The sequence below is a fragment of the Pseudomonas amygdali genome (genome assembly GCF_002699855.1).
Taxonomy (GTDB): Bacteria; Pseudomonadota; Gammaproteobacteria; order Pseudomonadales; family Pseudomonadaceae; genus Aquipseudomonas; species Aquipseudomonas amygdali.
Genome location: NZ_LKBW01000321.1, coordinates 1 through 25,872 on the forward strand (window position 1 = coordinate 1; position 25,872 = coordinate 25,872).

The following is a 25,872-nucleotide window of genomic DNA, read 5'->3' on the forward strand; positions in this document are numbered from 1 at the left end:
GCGTTACGACAAGCTGGCAAGTAGCTTTAAAGCGATGGTCACACTGGCTTGCATCGAAAGATGCTTGCGGGCTGACTTTTCAGACAAACCCTAGTACACCATGTTCCAGTGCATTGCTATAAAGCTCGCCGAGCACCATGTGCAATGCAGCACCCTGATTGCGCAGGCCATGAACTTCAAGCAGCAACTGCAAGACGTACGGCAACGGGTTGAAGCGCCTCAGGGTCGAAGCGCGAAACTCGAAGCTGGCCGACCAGTCCAGTGGGCTGGAGGCACCGCTGTCCGAATAGGTCAGGGCAGGCAGACTCTGCAATGGCTCATCGACGGCGCTGATTTCCAGCAGACTGACATCGTCACGTGCCTTGCCACCAAAATCGTTGAGCGCTACGAGAATTTGCTCGATCAGCAAATGCGGCTCGCGGTTGGTAGAAAGCACCTGGCGCAAACGCTGCGCACCGAACAGTTCGTCATTGTTGTTGCTGGTGTCGAGCACCCCGTCGGACAGCAGGAAGATGCGATCGCCCGGCGCCAACGGATAGACCTCGGTGCGTGCATCGAAAGCATCGACACTCAGCACGCCCAATGGCAGGTGACTGGAAGCCAGCGGCACATGCTCACCCTGCGCGCCACGCAACAGGTAGCCGTCCGGCAAGCCCCCGCTCCAGACCTCGACCTGCCGTTGTGCAAGGTTGATACAAAGCAGCGTTGCACAACAGAACATGTCGACGGGGAGGATGCGTTTGAGCTTGGCGTTCATTTCACGAAGGATTTCAACCAGGCCGTAGCCCTTGGCGGTCATGCCGTAGAACACACCTCGGCAAGCGGCATCGCCCCGACGGCAGCCGGCAAGCCGTGCCCGGTGAAATCCCCAAGCAGGACCTGCATGTGCCCGGCCGGCGTGTAGGCGGCCAGCATCAGGTCGCCGTTGAACAAGGCATAAGGAGACTGCAAATAGCGGATATTGCCGGCCCCAAGGCAACCGGCGTGGGCAATCTGATCGAACACCGCCTTGGCGACACGCTGCTCGTTGAGCAGGTACTCGTGGTGCTTGCTGATCTGGTCACGTTGTTGACGGACGGTTTCGTGCAACACCCGCAAGCGGTTCATGGCATTGAGTTTGGCGGCCAGCACCAGCGGGTTGTAAGGCTTGGACATGAAGTCGTCGCCACCGGCATCCAGACAGCGTGCAAGCGCTTCGCCTTCACTCAGCGAGGTGAGGAAGATGATCGGCACCAGCGACTTACCACTCATCGCCTTGATCCGTCGCGCCGCTTCAAAACCATCCATGACCGGCATCATGGCGTCCATCAGGATCAAATGCGGGCTTTCGGCCTTGAAGATGGCCACGGCCTCGACACCATTGCCAGCACTGAGAACCCTGTGACCCTGCCGCGCAACGATGGTTGAAAGCAGCAACCGGTCACTGGCACTGTCATCGGCGATCAGAATGCACAGTTTTTTCGGGGATGACTGCACTGGGTATGCTCAGTTCGAACAACTTCGAGAAATTGGAAATAGCCAGAATCTTCAGTACATCAGGCGTGCAATTGACAAGGTGCACCACCGCTTTATCGCCACCGGCATGGTCGCGTAACAGCAACAGCATCCCCAACGCAGAACTGTCCAGGTAATGCGTGCCCCGCAGGTCGACCACATAGTTCAGCGTCAGCGGGTAATCCTCGTAGGCTGCGCGAAACGCCTGATGGGATTGAAAATCAAAGCGCCCCTCGATGTAAAGGGTCAGCGTCTGGCCATCGGCAGAGCGTTCGGAAGTGACTGTCATGAGGAACCTCGAGGTGTTTCATCACCGAGACATTGATAGCGTAGACCAGCCAGAGAAATCACCGCGGGTCTGATTGAGTCAAACGTCAGAATTGTTCGTGACGAGGCAGACGCTGCGACAACTCGTCGAGCAATTTCTGCTCCCGCTTGTCCTCCAGTCTGCGTGCTTCATCCATATAACGCTGCACCAGCTTGCGCAAGCCTTCAACCCGCACATAACAATCCTGCCAGGCGCTACGCGCCCTATCGAGATTGGCCTTGTGCCACTCAAGACTTTTGTATTGCTGGGCAACGGCGACATCGAGCTGACTGAGAAAACGCTGATAACCCAGCAACCACTGCCCGGAAACCCCGGCGCTGCCGCGTTGCAACCATTGCTGCTGATAATCCTGACGAAACTGGTCAAGTTCCTGCAGCTTGTTGTTGGCCAGATTGACCTGCCCCTGAAAATGCCCAAGCCGCTGAGCCGCCGTTCGCTCGGCGGCTTCCGCCATCTCGACCACTGGCGCCAGACGCGCCGCTCGACTCTGAGCCATAGGCTATCAGCCGCCAGGTGCCGGTGCGAATATAGACGCCAGCGCCTCGCCACTGCCTTGCATGCTTTCGTTGTCTCGCAGGCCCTGGCGCTGATAGCGCACCAACACCGGGTGCAACGCAATCGCCATGTCGGTCTCGCGATCGCCACCCGCGACATAGGCGCCCACGCTGATAAGGTCGCGAGTCTGCTGGTAACGCGACCACAACTGTTTGAAATGCTGCGCACGCGCCATGTGCTCGGGGCTGACCACCGCAGGCATGACCCGACTGATGGAAGCTTCGATATCGATGGCCGGGTAATGACCTTCTTCAGCCAAACGCCGGGACAGCACGATGTGACCGTCGAGCACACCCCGCGCGGAGTCGGCAATCGGGTCCTGCTGGTCATCGCCTTCCGACAGCACCGTGTAAAAGGCCGTGATGGAACCACCACCCGCCTCGGCATTGCCAGCGCGCTCCACCAGCTTGGGCAGCCGGGCGAACACAGAGGGCGGGTAGCCTTTGGTGGCTGGCGGCTCGCCGATGGCCAGGGCGATTTCCCGCTGAGCCTGAGCAAAACGGGTCAACGAGTCCATCAGCAGCAGGACATTCTTGCCCTTGTCACGAAAGTATTCGGCGATCCGCGTGCAATACATGGCAGCGCGCAGCCGCATCAGCGGCGCATCATCGGCTGGCGATGCAACCACCACCGAGCGCTTCAGACCCTCTTCGCCAAGAATATGCTCAATGAACTCCTTGACCTCACGACCCCGCTCACCGATCAGGCCGACGACGATGATGTCCGCCTCGGTGAAGCGCGTCATCATGCCCAGCAGCACACTCTTGCCCACACCAGTACCGGCAAACAACCCAAGACGCTGGCCGCGGCCAACCGTCAATAAACCGTTGATGCAGCGAATGCCGACATCCAGCGGCTGGCTGATGGGGTCACGCTTGAGCGGGTTGATGGTCGGGCCATCCATCGGCACCCAGTCTTCAGCCTTAATCGGCGAGCGGCCGTCCAGCGGCCGGCCCGCGCCGTCAAGCACGCGGCCCAGCATGCTCATGCCCATCGGCAGGCGACCGGTATCGGCCAGCGGCACCACCCGCGCGCCGGGCGCAATGCCCGCCACGCTGCCGACCGGCATCAGAAACACCTTGCTGCCAGAAAACCCCATCACTTCAGCCTCGACTTCGACCGGGTGATGACTGTCATCGTTGATGACCACGCAACGGCTACCCATCGCCGCACGCAGGCCCTCGGCCTCAAGCGTCAGGCCAACCATACGCAGCAGGCGACCCTCTACTACCGGCTGGGCAGGCAGACTGATCGACTCGGCATAGGAACCGAGGCGTTTGCCGAAACTGGTGCGATCAAGGCGCATCGAGCGTGTCCGCGTCAGATTCGGCTGCACTGGAAGCCTTGCCGGGCGCAGCCTCCAGCTCGACGCTGAGGTCCGCCGCAGCCGGATGCGTCACCTGCTCATGCAACTGGTCATGCATTTTGGAAATAGCCAGGGCGATTCGCGTTTCGACACTGGCATCAATACGACTGTGCTCAGTTTCGATACGGCAACCACCCGGCAGCAAGTCTTCGTCTTCGACTATTTTCCACGACTCTTCATGACGCTCGCGCATGGCCTTGACCAGCAGGAAGTCCTGAGGATTGATGAAAATTCGCAGGTTCTGCGCACCCATCGGCAATAGCTTGAGGGCATCGCGCAACACGCTGGCGATCTGCCCGGAATCAGTGACCAGTTCGCGCTGAATGACCTGCCGCGCGATGTGCTCGACCAGATGAATGACGGCCTTTTCGATCTGTGTGTCCTGCTCGGCGATAGGTGCCAACAGGTGGCCCATCAGTTGTTCCAGGCTGGCGACCTTGGCCGCAAGAACGACTTCCGCTTCCTGGCGCACTTTTAGCTGGGTGCTGTGAAAGCCTTCCTTTTCACCGGTGGCGAAGCCTTCGTTCCACGCCTCCTGGCGGATGCTTTCCAGCTCCTCCAGGGTCAACGGCTGAACTTCGTCCAGCGGTACTTCTTCCATCTCGGCCGGTTCATCGACCGGTTCCGGTTCGGGCTCAGGCTCGGGTTCCACATGTGGATCGAAGCTGGGCAACGACCAGATATCGAGTAACCCGGCGTCCTTGGCGCGAATGAGGTCGCTGGCCGATTCTTTATTGGAACTGGACATGAGTCGGCTGAATCCTTAGATCATTTCCTCGCCACCCTTGCCACCGAGTACGATCTCGCCGGCCTCGGCCATACGACGCGCAATAGTGAGGATTTCTTTCTGGGCGGTTTCCACATCGCTGACACGCACCGGACCTTTTGCTTCCAGGTCGTCGCGCAACAGTTCGGCGGCACGCTTGGACATGTTCTTGAAGATTTTTTCCTTGATCGCCTCGTCCGAGCCCTTGAGCGCCAGTACCAGCACGTCCGAGGATACTTCGCGCAACAGCGCCTGAATACCGCGGTCGTCCACGTCGGAGAGGTTGTTGAAGACAAACATGAGGTCTTCGATCTGTACCGAAAGGTCTTCGTCGACCTCGCGGATCGAATCCATGAGTGCGCCTTCGATAGAGCTGTCGAGGAAGTTCATGATGTCGGCTGCACGCTTGATACCACCCAGGGTAGTACGCGACGTGTTGGCGTTACCGGAGAACTGCTTCTCGAGAATCTGGTTAAGCTCTTTGAGCGCTGCTGGCTGCACCGTATTGAGCGAAGAAACGCGCAGGATGATATCCAGACGGACCTTGTGGTCGAAATGCCCAAGCACCTCGCCCGCCTGGTCGGCGTCAAGATAAGCCACCACGATGGCCTGAATCTGCGGGTGCTCGAAACGGATCACGTCGGCTACGGCACGCGGCTCCATCCACTTAAGGCTGTCCAGACCGCTGGTGTTGCCACCCAGCAGGATCCGGTCGATCAGGCCGTTGGCCTTGTCTTCACCGAGTGCCTGGGTCAGCATCTTGCGGATATAGCCATCGGAACCGACACCAAGGCTGGTCTGATCGCCGACGATGTCGACGAACTCGCTCATGACCTCTTCGACCTGCTCGCGATGCACGTTGCGCATCTGAGCCATCGCTACGCCCACTTTCTGGACTTCCTTGGGACCCATGTGCCGGAGCACCTGAGCCGCGTCGGTTTCGCCAAGGGAAAGCAGCAGCACTGCGGCTTTCTCGACTTTGGAGAGTTTGGCTACCATGGCTCGATCATTCATCAGTGTTAATCCACTCTTTCACGACCTGGGCCACACGACCCGGGTCTTCGGCCACCAAGCTCTTGATTGCGTTCAGCTGTGCGTCATAACCCTCGGTCGGGCTAGGCAGCAGAATACTTTGCGGGCCACCCAGGCTGACGCGGTCGTTGGACAACTCGCCATCCAGGCCGCCCATGCCACCCAGCTCGGCGTCGCCACCGAAACCGGCCAGTTCCTTGCTCTTGCCGGTGGTGATGTTGGTCAACACCGGACGCAACACGCCGAACACCAGGATCAGGATGAAGATCACACCCACCGCCTGTTTGACGATGTCCCAGAACCACGGCTGCGAGTAGAACGACGCCTCTGGCAACACTTCAGCGCGCTCGCTGGAGAATGGCACGTTGATCACGCTGACGCTGTCGCCGCGGCTGGCGTCGAAACCGACGGCATCCTGCACCAGACGGGTAAAGCGAGCCAGGTCCGCCGCGCTCCACGGAGCACGAGTGACTTCGCCGTTGGCGGCGTTGGTCTTGACCATGTCGTCGACTACCACCGCAACTGACAGACGAGTCAGACGGCCCTGCTGCTGCTTGGTGTGACTGATCGAACGGTCCAGCTCGAAATTCTTGGTCGACTGCACGCGTTTGTCGGCAGGGTAAGGAGCCAACGCCGGCTGACCGGTCGCCGGGTCCATGATCTGTTGACCATTGGCATCCAGCAGCGGTTGGCCTGGAGCGATAGGGCCGGCAGCATCGGCAGCACCGGCAGTTGCATTCTGCGGAGCCGTAGCAGGACCTGGCGGCTGGTTGCTCAACGCGCCCGGAACGCCGCCCGTGCTTGAACTGCTGGAGCGCTGTTCGTTGACCGACTGCTCGCTGCGCAAGGCAGGCTGGTCAGGGTTGAAGCTTTCGGCGGTCGATTCGACGGCGCTGAAATCGACCACTGCCGAGACCTCAGCCTTGTAGCGATCATTGCCCAGAATCGGCTGCAGAATGTTCTGCACGCGCTGGGTCAGCATGCCTTCCATGCGACGGCTGTAGTCGAACTGCTTGCCGGCCATGGTCAGTTCGGAGTTTTCCGCCTGATCGGACAGCAAAGCGCCCTTCTGGTCGACAACGGTGATCTGCGACTTGCTCAGCTCGGGAACACTGGTGGCCACCAGGTTGATAATGGCCATAACCTGGCTGGGCTCCAGCGAGCGGCCAGCATACAGCTCGACCAGTACCGAAGCGCTTGGCTTGCGGTCGTCACGGACAAACACCGAACTCTTCGGAATCGCCAGGTGCACACGGGCACCCTTGACGTTGTTCAGGGCGGAGATGGTACGTGCCAGTTCGCCTTCCAGACCACGACGATAACGCGTGGCTTCCATGAACTGACTGGTCCCCAGGCCCTGATCCTTGTCGAGGATTTCGAAACCGATGTTGGCGTCGTTCTGCACCACGCCTGCCTGCGCCAGCTGGATACGCGCACGCTGCACATCATCGGACTTGACCAGCAGCGCGCCGGAATTGGGTTCGACGGTGTAGTTGATATTCGCCGCAGTCAGGGTGTCCATGATCTGCTTGCTGTCCATGCCCGCCAGGCTGCCATAAAGCGGACGATAGTCAGGCTGCTGGGACCAGAGCACCACGGCAAAGCCGATGGCCACGCTGGCGGCAAGACCGACCATGAGGCCGATCTGACGCAGCATGGTCATTTCAGAAAGGTTTTCCAGAAAAGACAAACCGAACAACGGTTTCTTATCGGAAGCGCCCGCTCTTGCTGGAACGGGATCGGCAGTTGCTTCGGCCATGACTCAGTACGTCCCTTAAACCGGCATCTGCATGATGTCTTGATAAGCTTGAACCAGCTTGTTACGCACCTGGGTCAACGCCTGAAAAGACACGCTGGCTTTCTGCGACGAAATCATGACGTCGGTCAGATCCACGCCGCTCTTGCCGATTTCAAATGCATTGGCCAACTGGCTGGAGGCCTGCTGGGTCTGCGCGACCTTGTTGACGGCCTGGCCAAGCATGTCGGCAAAGCTGCTGGCGCCGGCTTCCTGCGCGCCGGACACGGGCTTGGGTGCAGACATCGCATCCATCTGCATGGCCCGCATATCCAACATCAAGCGATTAAATTCAACACCTTGGCTCATGGACGTTTCTCTCGTAAGGCCCGCAATTTTTTGACACTGATTCAGCGGGTACAGAAGACATAGCAACAACGGTGCCAGCTAGATGGCGGCTATTTGCCACACCAAATGGGAATGCCATGTTGCACGACATCAAATCACTCCAGACCTCCCGTATTCATGGGGGTATCCGGATATTTCCGGCTTGCGCCGTTTATACGATATTCACTGACCGGCGATCACAACCACCGATCAGCGCCACTAGCTCAGGTAGCGAACAGATAGGCTTCCACATCCATCCCGGCATCGCGCATCTGCGCCAGCTTGTAACGCAAGGTACGCGGGCTGATGCCCAGGCGCTCGGCAGCCTCTTTACGACGACCGCGCTCCGCACGCAGCGTGTCAATAATCATCTGAAACTCGCGACGCCTGAGGTCATCACCCAGTGCACCGACAGATTCCGCATTGGTACCGGCACCTGCATTATCAGGCGAGGATGTGACAGGCAAAGACGGCACCGCCTCCACCACCGCAGCGGCTGGAAGACTTGTCACCGGCCCGGACAGACAGAAATCCTGCGCCTGTATCACCCCGCCCTGCTGCAGAATCAAGGCCCGCTGCACGGCGTTGTCCAGCTCACGCACATTGCCAGGCCAAGGGTAGCTGACCAGACACTGCTGCGCCTCGGCAGAAAGACGAACCGGCGCGTGCTTCATTTTATTGACGTGCTTGGCCAAAAGCCGCTCGGCCAATGGCAGAATATCGGCAGTCCTTTGACGCAGCGCCTGCCAGGCCAGTGGAAACACCGACAGGCGATAAAACAGATCTTCACGAAAGCGCCCCGCCGCCACTTCACCCGCAAGATCGCGGTTGGTGGTGGCCACGACGCGAATATCCAGAATGATCGGCTTGCGCGCACCCACGCGCTCGACTTCCCGCTCCTGCAACACACGCAACAGTTTGGCCTGCAGCCCCAGTGGCATTTCGGAAATCTCGTCAAGCAGGATTGTCCCGCCGTCAGCCTGCTCGAACTTGCCGGCCTGCGCGGCAATGGCACCGGTAAACGAGCCCTTTTCATGACCGAACAGCGTCGCTTCCAGCATATTGTCCGGAATCGCAGCGCAGTTGATCGCAATAAAAGGCTTATCGGCACGCAGAGAATTTTGATGAATGAAACGCGCCAGCACTTCCTTGCCTGTGCCGGACTCACCGGAGATGAGCACAGTGGAGTCGCTCTTCGCCACACGGCTGGCCAGGTTCAATAACTGGATACTGGCGGGTTCAACAGCAATCGGCCCGTCGCGCTCGGCAGGCTCCAGACGACCCAGTGCATGTCTTGCAACCAATGCAATCAGGGCCTTGGGCTCGAAAGGCTTGACCAGATAATCGGCCGCGCCCTGACGCATGGCATCGACCGCGCGATCAACGGCACCGTGAGCAGTCATCAGCAATACCGGCAGTTGCGGATGCCGACTGCGCAACAGGCTCAGCAACTGATGACCGTCCATGCCCGGCATGTTGACGTCGCTGATCACCAGACTGAACGGTTGCGCCTCGGCTGCGACCAACGCCTCTTCAGCAGAGCCGACCGCCTGGTATCCATAGCCAGCCAATTCCAGGGTTTCCCCAAGTGCCTCGCGCAGCGAACGGTCGTCCTCGACCAACAGCACGTTGATCGACATCAGTTGTTACCCATCGAGCCGGAAGCCGGAATCAATGGCAGGCTGACAATTGCACAGGTGCCACGACCGACCCGCGACAGATAATGCACGCCGCCCTGATGCGCACGCGACACCGCCGTCACCACAGCCAGACCAAGCCCGGTGCCGGTGGTCTTGGTGGTGAAAAACGGTTCGCCGATACGCGCCAGCGCAGCCTTGTCCATGCCGCTGCCGTTATCGCTGAAACATACGCGCAGCACATTGCCGCGGCTGTACACATGAACTTTCAGCAGTGTCCGGCCAGCGCTGGCCTGGACGGCGTTTTCAATCAGGTTGAGCAACGAACCGACCAATGTGTCGCGATTGCACAGCAACTCGCCTTCAATACTGTCGCACTGCCAACGCACCGGTACGCCCTGCACATGGGTGGCCGCAGCGTTTTGCAAAGCCTGAAACAAGGCAACGGGCGTCAGGCGATCCGTCAGCGGCAACTCGCCACGGGCAAACACCAGCATGTCGCGAACCTGATGCTCGAGCTCATGCAGACGATCCTTGAGCCGTGCGGCAAAGCGCTGCTGGGTTTCCACCGGCAATTCCTGCTCGGTCAGATGACTGGCATAGATCATGGCGGCCGACAACGGCGTACGAATCTGATGCGCCAGAGAAGCGACCATCCGACCCAGCGATGACAGCCGCTCGTGACGCGCCAGCTGTTCCTGGAGACGGCGGGTTTCGGTCAGATCATTAAGCAGCACCAACTGCCCGGGTTCAGCGTCCAGCGAGCGGGTTGCAATGGAAAGCCTGCGGCCGTCCTTGAGCGAGACTTCGTGGCCATCGTCTTCACGCGGGGCAAAACACCGACTGATGACGTGACGCCAGAGCATGCCCAGCAAGGGCTGGCCCAGCAGATCGATTGCCGCAGGATTGGCTTCGCGCACCACGCCCATGCCATCAATAACGATTACGCCACCGGGAAGCAGATCAAGCAGGTTTTGCAGGCGGTTGGCCAGCCGCTCCTTTTCCGCCAGCTCTTGTAGACGCTGAGCACCGGCGTGGGCCAGTTCGCCCTTGAGTTCAGTGACACGCGCTTCGAGCAGACCATAGGAGTCGGTCAATTGCGCCGACATTTGATTGAACAGCGAGAACGCCTGCTCAAGCCCCTGACGACTTTCCAGCTCCGGGGAGTATCGAGCCTGAGCAGATAGGGCGGAAGTCAGTTGGGCGGCCTGGGACATAGTTCATCTCTCTCGTGGCGAACCGTCAGTAAACGGTGTGTTGAGAGGGACTTTGCAATCCTCGTGCCGAAAAAAAACCCCTGAAAATTCAGGGGCTTGATTTTTGGCGCCACAGACAGGCGTCAATCATCTGCCTGTTCATCACCTTCGCGACGGCTCATACCGTACTTGCGCATCTTCTCGACCAGCGTGGTGCGACGAATCCGTAAACGCTCTGCAGCACGGGCAACAATACCGTTGGCGTCGTCGAGCGCCTGCTGAATCAGACCCTGCTCCAGACCACCCAGATAGTCTTTCAGGTCCAGACCTTCAGGCGGCAGCATTGCGCCCGACGCGAAATTCGGCGTGTTGCTGTTGATGGCGACGCGCTCTTCGATATCGCTGCGCATGCTGTCGACCATATGCTCGTCTTCGTCGTCGACATAGCGGAATTTCTTCGGCAGCTCGGCCACGCCGATCACGCCGTACGGGTGCATGATCGCCATGCGCTCGACCAGGTTGGCCAGCTCGCGAACGTTGCCCGGCCAGGCATGACGACACAGCGACATGATGGCGGCGGAGTTGAAACGAATCGAGCCGCGCTTTTCGTGCTCCATGCGCGAAATCAGTTCGTTCATCAACAGCGGAATGTCTTCGACACGCTCGCGCAACGGTGCCATCTCGATGGGGAACACATTGAGACGGTAATAAAGGTCTTCGCGGAAGCTGCCAAGCTCGATCATGTTTTCGAGATTCTTGTGCGTCGCGGCAATGATGCGCACGTCGATGCTCTGCGTCTTGTTGCTGCCCACGCGCTCGAAAGTGCGCTCCTGCAACACGCGCAGCAACTTGACCTGCATGGGCAGCGGCATGTCACCAATTTCATCGAGGAACAGCGTACCGCCGTTGGCAAGCTCGAAACGGCCGGCACGACTGGTGATTGCCCCGGTAAACGCGCCCTTCTCATGCCCGAACAACTCGCTTTCGAGCAGCTCGGCCGGAATGGCACCGCAGTTGACCGGCACAAACGGCGCATCGCGGCGCTTGGAGTGATAGTGCAGGTTGCGCGCTACCACTTCCTTGCCAGTCCCCGACTCACCGAGAATCAAAACGCTGGCGTCAGTGTCAGCGACCTGCTGCATCATCTGCCGCACATGCTGAATCGCGCGACAGGTCCCCACCAGGCTGCGGAACAGGTTCGGCTCACGATGACGCCCACGCTCACGAGCCTGGTCGTACATCTCGCGATAGACCTGGGCACGGTGCAAGGAATCGAGCAGCTTGCTGTAGCTGGGCGGCATTTCAAGCGCGGAAAGAACCCGCCTGCGCAGATCCTCCGGCAGCTCGACAGAAGAATTTTCGCTCATAAGCAGCACAGGGAGGAACTCATCCCATGCTGCGATGGTCTTAAGAAGCCCTTTAAGGCTGCCCGGAGCACTTACGCTACCGACCAGCACACAAAGGACTTCTCGCGGAGATGCCAGAGAGCCGACCACCTGCTGCCAGTCCTGGCTTGAACAGGAGAGGTTTTCTTCGCCAAGAAAATTCAGGATAACCGCCAGATCCCGGCGGCGCTGGCTATCGTCATCGATTAGCAGAATCTTGATTTCACGCCACATGCAATAGCAACTTCCCTAGTCAACTCAATGCCCATGATTGGGGGGCAGCTTGGCATCTCAGCCGTATAAACCTTGAGACGCCAGAAAATAGTAAACATCACTAGTTAAGTCAAAAAAACGAACACAGTCAAATTTATGGCGAAATTCTTGTCGAACAATAAAAATGACAATTAAACATTAACCGAACAGATGGTATACCTTCGTCGCGTTCTTCGCATTCTGGATTTGAGTCATTTCATCGACGACTGCTTGACGCTCCCCGGTTGCAACATCAATCAGTTGCCTGTAGACCCCCAACAACTCCTCGAGATTGCTGCGCAGAGCCGGCTCGTCAGCAGGTGCTTCGCTGACCACCGCATCGACACATTCGCGACACGCCAGGTCAAGTTTGACGATAGCCTCCCAGTCGCGTTCGGCAAGCGCCCCCACCAGGGCTTCCCGGGTTTCCTCGATACGCTTGAGCGCAGCACTCATCTTGTTGTTCTCCTCAGGGCAGCAACTTATTGTTGTGCTTGTGCGGTACCGATAGCGTCCCAGCCTTCCTTGACTGTAATCAGCAGCCCGGCAACCTCGTCGAGCATCTTCTGATCGTTGCGTGCGTTGGCTTCGGCCAGACGCGTCATCATGTAGTGATAAAGGCTGTCCTGCCTGACCAGCGCTTCGCTGGGGGCGTTGTCCAGGTCAAGCCCTTCACGCAGACCACCTACAATACCGATAGCCTTGCTGATGAACACGCCTTTGCTGGCGACGTCCTTGCGTGCCATGGCACCCTTGGCTTGAGCGATACGGTCGAGGCCACCCTCCATCAACATTTGAACCAGACGGTGAGGACTGGCTTCCGAGGTCTGAGCCTGGGAGCCGATCTTCTGATACTGCCGCAACGCTAACATCGGATTCATAAAGGGGACCTCGTCGCAAATCCATAATACTGATACTCAAGCTATCGACGCATGGCGCAGAAACTTTAGCCCAAAAGCAGAAACCCGACACGGAGTCGGGTTCTTGATACGTCTGTAAAACGAATTTACGAAGCGTTTTTCTGCGCGTTCATCGCTTCGAAGATCGAAGTAATACTGGTAGCGGTCGCCTTGAGCTGCCCGACCACCAGGTCCATGGCGTTGTATTTACTGGTCAGACTGGTCGTCAAGCTGGCAATACGACGATCAAGTGCGTCCTGATCGCTGGCAATACGGGTCTGTATTTTATTGAGACTGCTCGTTTTACTGGCCAGAACACCGTCAGACTTTGTGTAGGGCAGAAGCGCTTTGGTCATACGCGAGACGAGGCCACCATCAACCGTACCGTCGGCATTTGTTGCCCCCGTACCGGTGAACATCGTCTGAATCTGACTGCCCAGTTTTTTATCGTTCAGCGCTGCTGTGAATGTAGCAGTGTCCAGTGACAGCGTACCGTTGGACTGCTCGGTCTTGATGCCCAACTGCGAAAGAGCACTGAGGCCGGCACTTGAAGAGGCACTCGCCAGCTGATCACGGATAGTCGCCAACAGCGCGCGCGGCGTAGCATCACCAGTAAGGGCAGCCGCCGTGTAAACACCCTTGTCGCTGATCGAGCCCTTGGTCAGGGAAGTCACCAGGGTGGCCAGCGTGTTGTAGGAGTCCACAAAGGACTGCAGCGACGCCTTCAACCCATCGGTATTGGTCGCCACCGTGACGGTAGTGGTTGCTCCAGCAGCACTTGGCGCGACCAGATCGAACGTCAGCCCGGAAATCGCGGTACTGATTGTATTCGTCTTACTGGTCAGGCTCAGGCCGTCAACAGTGAAAGCAGCGTCCTTGGCGGTCGCAGTAATCGCGCCAGCACCGGGAATCGCCTTGCCGTTGGCATCGGTCCCCGTACTGGTATCGCTCATCAGCTTGGTGCCATCGATATTCAGCGCTTCCTGACCGGAAGCACCCACGACCGAAATGTCACTGCCCTTGCCGGTGGTGGTAGAACTGAAAACGAGACGGGCACCATTGTCATCGTTGATGATGTTGGCAGTAATGCCTTTACCCTGCAGCGACGAGTTGATCTTGTCGCGCACTTCCTGCAACGTCGAAGTACTGTCAATCTTGACATCGTAGTCAGTGCCATTCTGAGTGATTTTCAGGGTACCACTCGGAATAGCACTCGCCTGCGTGGAATTCAGCGCGGCTGTGGCCACCTTTGAAGGCGTTGCCAGCTGGGTGACACCGATCGCGTAAGTACCGTTGACGGCCGTATTGCCAGCAGTTGCCTTTACCACTGCTTCGTTGGCAGATGTCGCAGCAAAGCCCTGAAACGCAGGCGTCGTGGAACTGCCCAGAGTATCAAGAGTTTTCTGGAACGCAGCCAGTGCCGACGTCAGCTGACTCACACCCGACAGCGATGCGGTTGTCGCGGCGGTCTGCTTGTCGATCTGGTTTTGCTTGGGCGCTTTCTCTGCGCCCACCAGACCTTCGACAATGGACGTGATTGCCAGACCCGAACCCAGGCCTGTTGTAGATGTAATTGGACTAGCCATTTTGCTTCTCCCTTCAAGAATGTCACCGGTTTTACCGCCTTTTCACAGGTCTCGCAAAACGGCAACAAATACCGTACTGACAATCAGGCCTTGGCGCGGAACAACAAACTGTTCGCATCACTCAGGCTATCGGCCAGCTTCAGGATTTCTGCATTGGGAATTTGTCTTACCACTTCACCCGAGTCACTGGCAATGACCTTGACGATCACTTTGCCAGAAGCTTCATCGATCGAAAACTCGAGATTGCGCTTCACCGAATGAAAAAATTTCTGGATGTCTTCTGCCGCGGCTTTGACTTTCGCCTCGTCGTGGGAGTCATCCTTGTGCAGATCTGAGCCTTTACTTTCCGCTGTGGCGGCAACACGCTCGACTGACGGCGTATCGGCAGGCTTGTCAAAAGACTTGTCCGGCACTGGAGCCTGACTCGCCGGTTGGGCGGCCGGATAAGAAACGTTCAGCTTTACACTCATATCCATAACCATCACCTCCGAAAGTAAAAAAGCGAGAGAGCGCTATTACGCACTCCCCCGCTAAAACTCATGTCGCTATTACTGAAGCAGTTTCAGTACAGCGGATGGCAGCTGGTTAGCCTGAGCCAGAACAGAGGTGGAAGCCTGTTGCAGGGTCTGTTGCTTGGTCAGCTGTGCAGTTTCAGCAGCGAAGTCGGTATCTTGTACGCGACCCAGTGCAGCACTGGCGTTTTCGTTGATGTTCTGCAGGTTGGAGATGGTGCTGGTCAGACGGTTTTGTGCAGCACCGAGGTCAGCACGGGTGGAGTTGATGGTCTGCAGAGCCGAGTCGATGGCGGCGATAGCGGCAGAGAAGTTGGTCTCTGCAGTGGTGCTATCGGAACCAGCGATGGTCACAGCTGAACCGACACCCAGGGTGTTGGCGTCGAAGCTTGCGCTCAGAGTCAGAGTGATCTGGTTCGAAGCGCCAGAGTTGGAACCGACCTGGAAAGTCATGGTGCTGGCGGAACCGTCGAGCAGGTTCTTGCCGTTCAGGTTGGTACTTTGAGCGATACGGGTCAGCTCGGAACTCATCGCGGTGAATTCTTTGTTCAGCGCGTCACGGTCAGTGGAGCTGTTGCTGTCGTTTCGCGACTGAACAGCCAGTTCACGCATACGCTGCAGAATGTTGGTCGACTCTTGCAGAGCGCCTTCAGCGGTCTGCGCCAGGGACATACCGTCGTTGGCGTTTTTGATCGCCATAGTCTGGCCGCGGATCTGCGAAGTGATCTTGGTAGCGATTTGCAGGCCGGCAGCGTCATCTTTGGCGCTGTTGATTTTCAGACCGGAAGACAGACGAGTCATCGAGGTCGAAAGTGCGTCGGAAGCGCGACCCAGGTTCTTCTGGACGTTCAACGATGCTACGTTGGTGTTTACTGTTAAAGCCATGATGAATTCCTCGTTGGTTTGGTACTACGTGGCTTCCGGCCCCTGCAAGCGCCGGGTGTGCCTAGAGAACCTTCGTAATAGTTATCGTCGCGATGGCAGGTTGCTTGAGTGTTTTTTTTGAATATTTTGCCATCATGCCTGTACCCCTTATAAAACAAGGGTTTGAGACGAAACCAAACCAACATGACGCGAGAAAACCCGTTGTCTGAACTTCACGTTCCAGAAGGAGCAGGCCACTGTAGAAGTTCAAAAATGTGACCAGAATCGATTATTCAAAAAAAGCGCCCGGTGAACTAGTCACGGGCGCTGTTTTTAGCCTGCGGCGATTCAGGCTTTATAGATAATCGCAGAACCCCAGGAAAGCCCCACGCCAAAACCGCTCAGTGCTACTCGATGCCACGAAGAGTTGAGTACGTGCTTTTCAATCAGCAATGGAATGCTCGACGACACGGTGTTACCCGTTTCAACCATGTCCTTGAGAAATTTCTCGGGTTTGTCTTCAAAGCGGCGTGCCACGGCATCGACAATAGCAGCGCTGCCCTGATGAATGCAGAATGCATCGATATCGTCAGGCGTCAGGTCTGACTCTCCCAACAGTTCGTGCAGGTGCGCCGGTACTTTCAGCAGCGCAAAATTGAACACCTGACGACCGTTCATGAAAAACACGCCGTTGCTGACCTTCAAGTGCGGCGCACCCGAACCATCGGTGCCGAATTTTGCCTTGCCCAGTTGCCAGGCAGCGTCCTCGCCCATCCAGGTTGCTGTGGCTGCATCGCCAAACAACATGGTGGTGTTGCGGTCCTGCGGGTCGACGATTTTCGAATACGGGTCAGCGGTTATAAGCAGGCCGTTTTTGAGCCCTGCTGCCTCCATGAACCCCTTGATCGCGTAGATGCCATAGACATAGCCGGAACAGCCCAGTGAAATGTCGAACGCAGCGACATTGGTCGACAGACCCAGCTTGTCCTGAACGATGGCTGCGGTATGCGGCAGCCCCTCTTCGTCACCGTTCTGGGTGACGACGATCAAAACGTCAATACTTTCGCGCTTGAGCTGCGGGTTGTTGGCAAACAGGGTATTGGCCGCTTCAACGCACAGGTCCGAGGTTTCCTGGCCAGCGTCTTTACGCGGCAGGAACGTGGAACCGATTTTCCCGAGGATGAAATCTTCATCCTTGCCGAAACTGGCACCTTGAGCGTAGTTATCCACGCCAGCAGTGGGCACGTAACTCGCTATGCTTTTAATGCCAATCATCATGGCCTCCCGATGAGTAAACAGGTCATTTTTCGTCCCGATAAGAATCAGGGCGCTACCGAATAAGGGTGATTGCAGACATTTTCAGGGCGCAAGGCGTGTGAAAGCAAGCCAGGCGCGTGTCGCTCCCTGTAACACAATACAGTGAAGATGCACGTTATGACCCGCAGGTCACGCCGGTTTGCACGCTTTGCGATTATTGGCGGAGGGAAAAAACAAAATGCTGCCGCAGCAGGAGGGCGACGATCCGGCCGTAAAACAGCCGGATCGCGTGATGCATGCAGCTTAAACCACCAGTGTGAACCCCTTGCCGTCGAGATCGAGATTGGCGTTATAGGCTTCGTCCTGGGCAAAATGCGCCGCCCACTTTCCGGCCAGCGCGCCAAGCGCTGGTTCGGGAGCATTTACCACGCCTGAATGCACCACCTGAACATGCGGGGTCCAGACCGTCAGATAGCCCGCCTGCGCCGCCTTCAGGCACAGGTCGACATCGCCCAGAGACTCGGCAAAAGCCTCTTCGTCCAGCCCGCCCAGTGAGTCGTACAACGCTTTGGCAATCATCAGGCAGGCCGATGACACCGCGGAGTAGTTCTGCTCGACCACCAGCCGCTGCATATAACCGCGCGACGTCTTTGGCTCGCCAACGAAACCGGAACCGACACCGCCATTAAGTCCCAGAACAAGACCTGCCTGAGTAATGGTTCCTTCACGATCAACCAGACGGACCCCGACCACGCCCACTTCCGGACGTTGTGCCTGGTTGAGCAGCGACTCGATCCAGCCGACATTGACGATCTGGCTTTCGGCATCCAGCAGAATCAGGTACTCGCCCCTGGCTTCCTGGCTGACCAGATTGCGCAAGGCGGCCGTGCTGACACGCTGCTCGGCGCGGAATACGCGTACCCGGCTGGACAGCTGTTGCTGCTGATCAAGCCACGTCGATAATTCGGCAGAGGTGCTGGCGTTATCACCGATCAACACTTCATAGCGCTGATAGCGGGTGCGTTGCAGGATACTGTGCAGGCAACGTTGCAGTTCCGGCAGATTGTCCTGACTGTGGAGCAGAATCGAGACCACCGGCCGATGGGCATGGCGATAATCGATCTTGTAGGTGCCGGGCAACGCCGAGCTAACCTCAGCCTGATAACCCCGCTGCCCCAGATGACGCGTCAGCGCCTTTTGTTCGTCCTGATTCTCTTCAAGCTCGGGGGCATCGCAGATCAGTACCGGCTCGCTCAAATGCGCCAGACCGCTCATGCCGCCTTGCTCGATCAGGCGCAGCAGCAGGTCGAATTCCAGCGCCTTGGGAAACTCTCGCGAATAGCCGCCCGCCTCGACCAGCAGTTCGCGGCGAATCAGCCAGTGCCGAGCGGCCAGCGTCGGCACACTTTGCAGCAGATCGAGGTTGAAGCCGGGACGGAACAACGGCGCCAGGGTGCCGTTGGCTTGACGGTGAATTTCATCCACAGCAACGGCTCGGCACTGCCCGGCGTCAATCAGCTCGGCGCTGGCCAGCAGCAGACCGCTGCGGGTGAACTCTTCACCCGCCTGCGCCAGCATCAGCCAGTCGCTGGAAGCCTGTTTGACGACCTGATTGATCTTGTCGACATAGTTGCTTTCGGTGACTTTGACGAAGTGCAGTGTGTCGTTCAGGCTGGTGGTTGCCGGCAGATCACCGGTGGTGAATACCACGACCTTGAACGCTCGATAATGGCTGTTGATAAGGCTGTCGAAGGTTGCCTGCAGCTTGAACACGTCGGCGTCCAGATCAAGCAGCAAAATACCGATTTGCGAACCTGCTGGCCGACGCGTCAGCTGCGTGGTGAGCTTTTTCAGTTGTGCCGGTGCCGGATCACGCGCATCGAGCCAGTCGAGCAACTTGCCGGAAGGCATGCCACGCAACAGCTGGCTGTTATCGAAAGCGGAATCAGCCTGCAGACGCTGGCCCCAAGCAACGATGCGCTCGGCGCGCTCGATGTCGTCCTCGTCCTCTGACTTGCCCAACTCATCGGCCAGACGTTGCACGACGCTGTGACTGAAGGAGTAGTGTGCATAGGCTTGCCACAGACGGCTCAAAAGCGACTCGGCGTCCGGATTGCTCTGTACACGCAACAGCTCGGCCTGCTTCACCAGCACGGACTCCAGCCCTTCCATCTGCACCTGCCCTGACGGCAAGAGATGGATCAGAAACTCGATTTGCGCCAGTTCGTCGAACAACGGCTGGTTGTAGAACGGCAGTTCAACGAACTGGCGAGGCTCGAACTGCGCATCTGCCTGCGTCAGGGCAACGTTCCACGCTGAACTGATGATTTTTTCGCCGCCCTGATACGGCTGGGTTTCGAGGCATTCAGCCATGGCTGCCAGGCCGGCCAGTACAGCATGCTCGCCCTGCTCACCTTGCAGATCGCGGCTATTGCCGAGCGACGAAACAATCAGGCGCGCAAGCGTTTCGCGCTCGGCTTTGGCCTTGGGGTCGATATGCTTGACTGCGCCTGCAATGGCAGCGCCATAGCGATGCTCTGCCTCCTTGCCGGCGTTGACGTGCAACGCATAGGGAATGGGCAGGATGCGCAAGGCAGCAGCCGCAACCAGAAAGGCCATATGGCCGATTTCCTGCCAGTGCAGCTCGGTGCCCTCAGGCACTGACGTGAACCACTGACGCGCCAGCCCGGTCCGGGTCACGGCGTTGAGCAGTGACACGCTCTGACCCATGAAGCTCAGAAGCCGCTCGTCGGCCTGATCAGACGCGTAGTCCTCATGAACCTTGCGGTCGCGGCGGAAATAATCCACGTGATCGACGTAAGCCTGATAACCCAGGCTATAGCCCTGGCAAGCACCGTAACGCTCGTTGCTTTCAAGGAAACTCACGGCCTCGGTCAGTGCGTCAGGCAGCAGGAAACTGTCGACCTGCGCGTACACCACAAAGGGCGTGGACACCTGCTTGAGGCCTTCTGCAATTCTGGCGCTGAGCCCGGTTTCACTGAGGGCGGCGCTGTGGATGTACTGCAGCCCGGCACGCTCCGCAAACTGCGCGTCGGGCGCAGGCGAGGCATCGACCACAATCACATTGCACGGATAACTGCCGTAGTACTTCAGCGCACGACGCAGGAAATCCGGCTGATTCTCGGCGAGCAACAGCAGGGTCAAACGCTGGCTCAACGGGGTGGTTTCATTTCCAGAATGGCTTTGCATGAGCTTTCCTTGATAGCGTGCCGATCGCGTCTCTAATCCTGGTGACCAGAAGAAACCCTGATAACCAAAAGACCCGGTCAACGCAAGAGCAAACAACACAGCTCCAGCAATCAGTGACTGGAGCGCATTAAACAGGTCGGGTCAGTCGGGCAACCAGCCGTTAGCCCAATATTGCAGGTTTTCTCCACGCAACATGAAATCGCGCAAGACGGTTTCGCGCAATTCGTCGCCCATACGATAGCTCGCATTGGGGTCTGACAGGTGCATGCGAATCGCCTGCAACCATTCTTCGGAGCTGTTGGTGTAGACCCGCGTAGCCGGCAAATGGCCCCGGTACGCCTCGGTGTCCGAACAGATGACCGGGTAGCCGCACGCACCGTACTCCAGCAGCCGCAGATTGCTCTTGCAGTCATTGAAGATATGAAATTCCAGCGGTGCCAGGGCCAGATCGAGGTTCAGGCTGGCCAGTTTGGCCGGGTAGGTTTGCAGGCTTACAGCTGTGTGATACTCATGAATGTAAGGCTTGAGCAAATCCGGGCACATGCCGAAGAACACCCACTCGACCTCATCGGCCAGTTCACGCACGACATCGACAATCAATTCCAGGTCGCCCCGATGACTGGTCCCGCCGCCCCAGCCGATGCGCGGCTTGCCGGAAGTGCGACGCTGGCTTTTGAGGCTGCTCCACAAGTGCGTCGCCAACATGTTCGGTACGACACGAATATCGCTGTGCATGCTCGACAGCACCTGAGCCAGTGGCTGGGTAGACACCACCACTCGGTCGCACAGGCCTATGCCCTTGCGCAGCATCTCGGCAATGTTGTCGGGCATGCTGCGCCGGTGCTCGTTGCGCTCGGGCACATCGATGATGTAGTCATCCAGTTCAAAAATGCGCATGGCACTGGAGTAGTTTTTGGCCAGAACGATGTCTTTGATCTTGGGTTCGGAATAACGCCCTTGAAAAACGATGACGTCCGGACGCTGGCGCTCGATCTCGACGGGCGTAATCGACTCATAGGACATTCGGCCTACCACTCGCCCGGCTGTCATCAACTCAAGCAAGGGTTGGCTGACACGGTAGTGGCCTACCGCCGACGAGTTGACCAGCATGCCCAGAATCGAAGGCAGATGGCGGGTGCAGAACGGTTCCCAGCCCATTTGCAGACCTGGGTCAAGATCGAACGCCTGCACTTCACTGAGCTGAAGATTGGGGTTATAGGCCGGGTCCCGGGCCATTTTCGGCAGCCATTTTTCAAAGAACGATTGCTGCTCTTTATCCAGCGCCTGACGAGACGTTTCAGAGCGCTCGGCGGCGGCAGGCTCGGCCAATACCAGTGACGAATCGGGTGTGCCGACAATCAGGTAGCCGTCACGCCCGACCCGCATGCACAGGTCCAGATCCTGCAGCCCCTGAGTGAAGGTTGCTGCTTGCATGCCGCCTGCGTGGTCGAACACTTCCTTGCGGACCATCAGGCAATTGCCACTGACCGCGCTCCAGTTCTGTGTCAACTGCAAGCGCTGCATGTAGCTGCTTGAGCCTGTCGGATAATTGATGAAGGGCCGACCCGCCAGCCCGTCCATGCCCATCACCATCCCTGCATAGAGAATATTGCCCTGAGGGGTAAGGATTCGTGGACCGACGATACCGACTTCGGGGCGCTGAGCATGATTGAGCAGGCCTTGCAGCCAGTCAGCCTGATGCAGCACGGCATGTGGGCTGAGCATGAGCAGATAATCGCCGTTGGCGTGCCGGGCGGCGAGGTTCTGGGCGCTGGCTTCGCTGCCGGGCTCGGTCAGCGCATAAATGCGCAGCTTGTCGCTGCCCAGCTCACTCATCGCGGCAAACCAGGCGCGGGTATCGGCGCTCTCGCTGGCGTTGTCGACGATCAGCACTTCAAAATAAGGGTAAGTCGTGTTGCTGAGCAGGCTTTCTACACAGCGCTCCAGGGCTGCCAGTTGATCCCGGGTGGTAATGATCACCGATACCAGCGGGCTTGTAGCATGCCGGTACTCGATCCGGTTCAGCAGTGGCAACTGATCATGGTGGATGACGTGCTCTCGGCCAATGCGCGAAAGATGGGCCGATACGACCGACTCGTTATGCTCGATCACCTGAGGCAGCGAAAGCCATTCAGCGTAGGTCAGGGTCGATTCAACCTGAACCTCGGCGATGTGTTCGACAGACTGAGGCCCGACGCCTTCCACCAGACGCCAGATGAAATCGTGCGGTGCCAGTTCGCCGTGCACAGGGTCGAAGCCGCCTGTGTCCAGCAGATTGCGGCGCTGGAACGCCAGCGTGCGGCCAACGTAAGGATAGGCCCGCATCAGGTCCAGGTTGAAATCAGGCTTGAAGATCGGCTCGCTGGATTTCCCATCGACCAGCGCGCCTTCGTCGCTGTAAATGCACAATAGGCCCTCGCTTTGCGCGACTCGCTCTGCCAGCACCAGCAGTGACGGCCGAGTCAGCCGGTCACCGGCACGCAGCAGATAAACCCAATCGGCGTTCTCCAGCAGCGGCAGCACTTCGTTCAGTTGGCGCGCCCAATCCGGCTGCAACGAGAAACGCAGCACCTGCGGATCGTCAACATCGGCATTGGTCAACACAACCACTGAATCAGCGGCGTAATCCTGCTCGGCAATGCTGCGCAGGGTGATATCCAGCCCTTCGGCATCGCCAAACGGGTCAACGACCACCGGAACGATGCGCGGCTGCCACGTCCAGTGTCCGATGCGTTTCTCGATCAGTTTTCTCTGCGGGGCGGTAAATTGCCGACACGACAGCCATTCAGTGTAGAGCTCGGCGTAGGTTTCGCTCTTGCTGCCCACCCTGCTGTGCATGACACCCTGACGACTGGCCATTATCCCGTAAATGCCGACCTCGTCCCACTCGCGGGGCTGCTCCAGCGCCTTGCGCAAGGGCAAAAAGCGCACCCAGCCCTGGGCAGGGGCCTGCTCACCGCTACGTGCCTTGAGCATTTCGCTCAGCCAGCCCCATTCAGTGGCGGCCTTTTGAATCACGTCGGGCTGGCCGCTGAAACGATCCGGGTGCCGGCGCTCGACGTTTTGAATAGTATGCAGCGCCACCAGGTTGCCACGGCGCAACAGGCATATGAACAGGGCAAAATCCAGCAGTGCGATAAACCCCTGTCCCGACTGGGCAATCGAAGGCAGGTACTCCATAACATCGGCCCGGCGCATCAGAGCAGCACTGAACCCACCCAGATAATTGCGTGGCGTACGCTCGAAAATCGCCAGCATGTCCTCGCCTTTGAACACGGCGTCGTAGGGCACAAGCCCGACGTTTTCCAGACGGGGTGGCAATACATAGTCATCGATGTCGACCAGATATCGTCGGCCAACCACCAGACTCACGTCTTCATAGGCATCCAGAACGCCTGCCTGATTAGCGATGAAGTACGGAAAGAGGCGGTCGTCGTCACACAGAAACTTGATGTATTCGCCGCGCGATTCTTCAAGGCACTTCAGCAGATTGGCCTGGAACCCCAGCCGCTGCGGATTGCGCACGTAACGCGCAAGGTTGCTGGATGCAGGCACCAGTTCGTCGAAAACGGCCTTGATTTCATCGGTGCGGCAATCGTCGCAGACAATGATTTCCAGGTTGTCGTAAACCTGATTCAAGGCACTTTGTAGCGCGGCACGGAAGAACCGGGGATTGAGGGCGGGAATGACGATACTGACGAGGGGGACTGAATTCACTATTGCAGACTCGCGAGCGGCGGGAAGTTACCGGTCAAGTAACCTCCCTCACCGCTGAAATAAAGACGGCGGATGCTCAATGCCAAGGTTACAGCTGGCTGAACAGGTTCAGCTTGGACAACTGGACAAATACCTGCTGAGAGGCATCCAGCATAGTCTTCTGCAACGTCAATCGGGTGGTGGCCTCAACGATATCGGCGTTGACGTAGGTGCCTTGCTCAACTGTGTTGTTACCCTTGAGCAAATCGTTGGTCGTGCCCTGCGCCGTCGCCGCCAATTGCCGTGCGCCGCCGGCGGAGCGCGCTGTGGACGCCTGGTCGATGCTGCTGGCAATGTTGCCAAGCGCCGAGCCCAATGCGGCATCAAGCTTTTGCGAGGCAACCAGATTGCCGTCAGTCGGTGTCGACAACGCCTTGATCGCTGCGGTCAGCGTATTGAGGATGTTCTCGGTCTGGTGCGTGCCGGACTCCACGACAAACTGGTCACCGGCTGCTGGCGTACCGCTGACCGTAAAATTGACGCCCGACGCATTGGCCGTCGAACCGGTCAACGTGCCACTCGACACGGGTTTGCTGCTGCTGGTCACGGGCGACGCATACAGGTCGTAGGCAGTGGCACTGGTGAACTTGAGAATCGCACCATTGGGCGGAAAGGTGTTGTTGAACGCCGTGCGGTCAGCCGTTGTGTTGCCCACTGCCGAACTGCTGATAGTAGCGGCCGACGTGTTGCCCGGGCTGCGCGACGCCGAAACCGTGTCCGGCGTCGAGGCCAGTTCATAGCTGCGATTGGTCAGTGCAGTAGCGGCCGTTGCAGGCGTGGCAGATTCGGCAGCTGACAGGTTGATGTTCATGGTCAGCTCGACACCGCGGAAGGTGAAGGTCTGATCAGCGAACGAGCCATAGCTGAATTTACCGGCAGTTGACGCATCGGTCGTGACGTCGGTGCCGCTGGCATCGGTAATCTTGAACTGCGTACCGCTGAGGAACGTCATGGTGTACGGTTCGCCAGCCTGATAGCCCGAGTTGTAGGCGCTGGTGGACGTCACCTGACCGCCAGTCAGACCAACCTTGCCGTCGTCGGTCGCAGGCGAAAGCAGGGTCGAGGACGTACGGGTAGTGTTGACGGCTTGCTCGAACGCTTCATAGCCTGTGGTGTTGCTCGGTAAAGCCAGGCCATCACCAATCGCCAGATTGACGCTGGTCTGGTCCCCGCTATAGCTGTAAGTACCATCGGCATTCTGCGCGTACGGCGGAGCCGAAGACTTGGACCCGGCAAAAATATACTGGCCGTTGGAGTCCTGGCTGTTCATCAAGCCGAGAAGCTGGCTCTGATACTGCTTGAGTTCAGCAGCCTTGGCCAGACGGTCGGAATCGGTGTAGGCACCGTTGCCTGCCGACACGATCACTTCACGGGCTGTCTGCATCGTATCAACGATGCTGGTCAGGGCGGTCTCGGAATTGACGATGTTGGTATTGATCGTGCCGATGTTCGACGCGTACTGGGTCAGCATGGAGTTCTGCTGAGCCAGTTGCAGGACACGTGCAGCGCCTACCGGATCATCGCTGGCGGTATTGAGTTTGATGCCGCTGGAGACCTCTTCACTGGTCTTGAGCACATTCGAATAAGTACGCTGATAGTTGGTGTTGGTGGATTCGTAGAACTGGGTAGTTGAGATCCGCATGGTTCACGACTCC

19 protein-coding genes and 2 pseudogenes are annotated in these 25,872 nt (G+C 58.1%); 1 reads left to right on the forward strand and 20 read right to left on the reverse strand.

What is annotated here, in order from left to right; genetic code table 11:
* Positions 1 to 94, forward strand: a pseudogene (locus AO277_RS26485) (IS5/IS1182 family transposase); the annotation flags it as partial.
* On the opposite strand, the pseudogene AO277_RS26490 reads toward AO277_RS26485, so the two are convergent.
* From AO277_RS26490 to AO277_RS26585, 20 genes and pseudogenes are all read right to left on the reverse strand, one after another.
* Positions 89 to 1,476 (reverse strand): annotated as a pseudogene (locus AO277_RS26490) (SpoIIE family protein phosphatase); the annotation flags it as partial. The pseudogenes AO277_RS26485 and AO277_RS26490 overlap by 6 nt on opposite strands.
* A complete protein-coding gene (locus tag AO277_RS26495; protein WP_044317747.1) occupies positions 1,433 to 1,783 on the reverse strand; it encodes an STAS domain-containing protein in 351 nt (116 codons plus the stop codon). The gene AO277_RS26495 and the pseudogene AO277_RS26490, both read right to left, overlap by 44 nt.
* Positions 1,784 to 1,868: 85 nt before the next feature.
* Positions 1,869 to 2,318, reverse strand: coding sequence for a flagellar export protein FliJ (gene fliJ / locus AO277_RS26500; RefSeq protein WP_044317748.1), 450 nt, complete (start codon positions 2,316 to 2,318; stop codon positions 1,869 to 1,871).
* A gap of 6 nt (positions 2,319 to 2,324) precedes the next feature.
* Positions 2,325 to 3,683, reverse strand: coding sequence for a flagellar protein export ATPase FliI (gene fliI / locus AO277_RS26505; protein ID WP_031597204.1), 1,359 nt, complete (start codon positions 3,681 to 3,683; stop codon positions 2,325 to 2,327).
* Positions 3,673 to 4,491, reverse strand: coding sequence for a flagellar assembly protein FliH (fliH, locus tag AO277_RS26510; protein WP_002554290.1), 819 nt, complete (start codon positions 4,489 to 4,491; stop codon positions 3,673 to 3,675). The genes fliI and fliH overlap by 11 nt, the downstream gene beginning before the upstream one ends.
* Positions 4,492 to 4,506: 15 nt before the next feature.
* Positions 4,507 to 5,523, reverse strand: coding sequence for a flagellar motor switch protein FliG (gene fliG, locus AO277_RS26515; RefSeq protein WP_002554291.1), 1,017 nt, complete (start codon positions 5,521 to 5,523; stop codon positions 4,507 to 4,509).
* Positions 5,516 to 7,300 carry a flagellar basal-body MS-ring/collar protein FliF gene (fliF, locus tag AO277_RS26520; RefSeq protein WP_044317749.1) on the reverse strand — a complete coding sequence of 595 codons (1,785 nt, stop codon included), beginning with the start codon at positions 7,298 to 7,300 and terminating at the stop codon, positions 5,516 to 5,518. The genes fliG and fliF overlap by 8 nt, the downstream gene beginning before the upstream one ends.
* 15 nt (positions 7,301 to 7,315) lie before the next feature.
* Positions 7,316 to 7,645, reverse strand: coding sequence for a flagellar hook-basal body complex protein FliE (gene fliE, locus AO277_RS26525; RefSeq protein ID WP_002554293.1), 330 nt, complete (start codon positions 7,643 to 7,645; stop codon positions 7,316 to 7,318).
* A 242-nt stretch (positions 7,646 to 7,887) separates the two neighbouring features.
* Complete coding sequence (locus tag AO277_RS26530) at positions 7,888 to 9,303, reverse strand: sigma-54-dependent transcriptional regulator (RefSeq protein WP_044317750.1); 1,416 nt, start codon at positions 9,301 to 9,303, stop codon at positions 7,888 to 7,890.
* Positions 9,303 to 10,517 carry a sensor histidine kinase gene (locus AO277_RS26535; protein WP_044317751.1) on the reverse strand — a complete coding sequence of 405 codons (1,215 nt, stop codon included), beginning with the start codon at positions 10,515 to 10,517 and terminating at the stop codon, positions 9,303 to 9,305. The genes AO277_RS26530 and AO277_RS26535 overlap by 1 nt, the downstream gene beginning before the upstream one ends.
* Positions 10,518 to 10,639: 122 nt before the next feature.
* A complete protein-coding gene (fleQ, locus tag AO277_RS26540; protein ID WP_044317752.1) occupies positions 10,640 to 12,115 on the reverse strand; it encodes a transcriptional regulator FleQ in 1,476 nt (491 codons plus the stop codon).
* A 177-nt stretch (positions 12,116 to 12,292) separates the two neighbouring features.
* The gene (gene fliT / locus AO277_RS26545) at positions 12,293 to 12,589 is read right to left on the reverse strand and encodes a flagellar protein FliT (protein WP_002554297.1); all 297 of its coding nucleotides are present in this window, start codon (positions 12,587 to 12,589) and stop codon (positions 12,293 to 12,295) included.
* Positions 12,590 to 12,615: 26 nt separating this feature from the next.
* Positions 12,616 to 13,014 carry a flagellar export chaperone FliS gene (gene fliS, locus AO277_RS26550; protein WP_002554298.1) on the reverse strand — a complete coding sequence of 133 codons (399 nt, stop codon included), beginning with the start codon at positions 13,012 to 13,014 and terminating at the stop codon, positions 12,616 to 12,618.
* 125 nt (positions 13,015 to 13,139) lie between these two features.
* Entirely contained in the window at positions 13,140 to 14,618 is a 1,479-nt protein-coding gene (fliD, locus tag AO277_RS26555; protein WP_002554299.1) for a flagellar filament capping protein FliD, read from the reverse strand.
* 83 nt (positions 14,619 to 14,701) lie between these two features.
* The gene (locus tag AO277_RS26560) at positions 14,702 to 15,094 is read right to left on the reverse strand and encodes a flagellar protein FlaG (protein WP_044317753.1); all 393 of its coding nucleotides are present in this window, start codon (positions 15,092 to 15,094) and stop codon (positions 14,702 to 14,704) included.
* Positions 15,095 to 15,166: 72 nt separating this feature from the next.
* A complete protein-coding gene (locus AO277_RS26565) occupies positions 15,167 to 16,015 on the reverse strand; it encodes a flagellin domain-containing protein (protein ID WP_002554301.1) in 849 nt (282 codons plus the stop codon).
* A 327-nt stretch (positions 16,016 to 16,342) separates the two neighbouring features.
* Entirely contained in the window at positions 16,343 to 17,269 is a 927-nt protein-coding gene (locus tag AO277_RS26570; RefSeq protein ID WP_002554302.1) for a ketoacyl-ACP synthase III, read from the reverse strand.
* A 285-nt stretch (positions 17,270 to 17,554) separates the two neighbouring features.
* Positions 17,555 to 20,461, reverse strand: coding sequence for a glycosyltransferase (locus AO277_RS26575; RefSeq protein WP_044317754.1), 2,907 nt, complete (start codon positions 20,459 to 20,461; stop codon positions 17,555 to 17,557).
* A gap of 141 nt (positions 20,462 to 20,602) precedes the next feature.
* Positions 20,603 to 24,178: a glycosyltransferase gene (locus tag AO277_RS26580; RefSeq protein WP_044317755.1), complete on the reverse strand. Its 3,576-nt coding sequence runs from the start codon at positions 24,176 to 24,178 to the stop codon at positions 20,603 to 20,605.
* 88 nt (positions 24,179 to 24,266) lie between these two features.
* Positions 24,267 to 25,859: a flagellar hook-associated protein 3 gene (locus AO277_RS26585; RefSeq protein WP_044317756.1), complete on the reverse strand. Its 1,593-nt coding sequence runs from the start codon at positions 25,857 to 25,859 to the stop codon at positions 24,267 to 24,269.
* Between the last annotated feature and the right edge of the window lie 13 nt (positions 25,860 to 25,872).

Excerpts from the sequence above, each read along its gene's own strand:
- AO277_RS26575 (WP_044317754.1), bottom strand. The coding sequence starts at position 20,461 with ATGCAAAGCCATTCTGGAAATGAAACCACCCCGTTGAGCCAGCGTTTG.
- fliG (WP_002554291.1), bottom strand. The coding sequence starts at position 5,523 with ATGAATGATCGAGCCATGGTAGCCAAACTCTCCAAAGTCGAGAAAGCC.
- fliD (WP_002554299.1), bottom strand. The coding sequence starts at position 14,618 with ATGGCTAGTCCAATTACATCTACAACAGGCCTGGGTTCGGGTCTGGCA.
- fliH (WP_002554290.1), bottom strand. The coding sequence starts at position 4,491 with ATGTCCAGTTCCAATAAAGAATCGGCCAGCGACCTCATTCGCGCCAAG.
- AO277_RS26585 (WP_044317756.1), bottom strand. The coding sequence starts at position 25,859 with ATGCGGATCTCAACTACCCAGTTCTACGAATCCACCAACACCAACTAT.
- AO277_RS26570 (WP_002554302.1), bottom strand. The coding sequence starts at position 17,269 with ATGATTGGCATTAAAAGCATAGCGAGTTACGTGCCCACTGCTGGCGTG.
- AO277_RS26530 (WP_044317750.1), bottom strand. The coding sequence starts at position 9,303 with ATGTCGATCAACGTGCTGTTGGTCGAGGACGACCGTTCGCTGCGCGAG.
- AO277_RS26535 (WP_044317751.1), bottom strand. The coding sequence starts at position 10,517 with ATGTCCCAGGCCGCCCAACTGACTTCCGCCCTATCTGCTCAGGCTCGA.
- fliF (WP_044317749.1), bottom strand. The coding sequence starts at position 7,300 with ATGGCCGAAGCAACTGCCGATCCCGTTCCAGCAAGAGCGGGCGCTTCC.
- fliT (WP_002554297.1), bottom strand. The coding sequence starts at position 12,589 with ATGAGTGCTGCGCTCAAGCGTATCGAGGAAACCCGGGAAGCCCTGGTG.
- fliI (WP_031597204.1), bottom strand. The coding sequence starts at position 3,683 with ATGCGCCTTGATCGCACCAGTTTCGGCAAACGCCTCGGTTCCTATGCC.
- fliJ (WP_044317748.1), bottom strand. The coding sequence starts at position 2,318 with ATGGCTCAGAGTCGAGCGGCGCGTCTGGCGCCAGTGGTCGAGATGGCG.
- fleQ (WP_044317752.1), bottom strand. The coding sequence starts at position 12,115 with ATGTGGCGTGAAATCAAGATTCTGCTAATCGATGACGATAGCCAGCGC.
- AO277_RS26565 (WP_002554301.1), bottom strand. The coding sequence starts at position 16,015 with ATGGCTTTAACAGTAAACACCAACGTAGCATCGTTGAACGTCCAGAAG.
- fliE (WP_002554293.1), bottom strand. The coding sequence starts at position 7,645 with ATGAGCCAAGGTGTTGAATTTAATCGCTTGATGTTGGATATGCGGGCC.
- AO277_RS26495 (WP_044317747.1), bottom strand. The coding sequence starts at position 1,783 with ATGACAGTCACTTCCGAACGCTCTGCCGATGGCCAGACGCTGACCCTT.
- AO277_RS26560 (WP_044317753.1), bottom strand. The coding sequence starts at position 15,094 with ATGGATATGAGTGTAAAGCTGAACGTTTCTTATCCGGCCGCCCAACCG.
- fliS (WP_002554298.1), bottom strand. The coding sequence starts at position 13,014 with ATGAATCCGATGTTAGCGTTGCGGCAGTATCAGAAGATCGGCTCCCAG.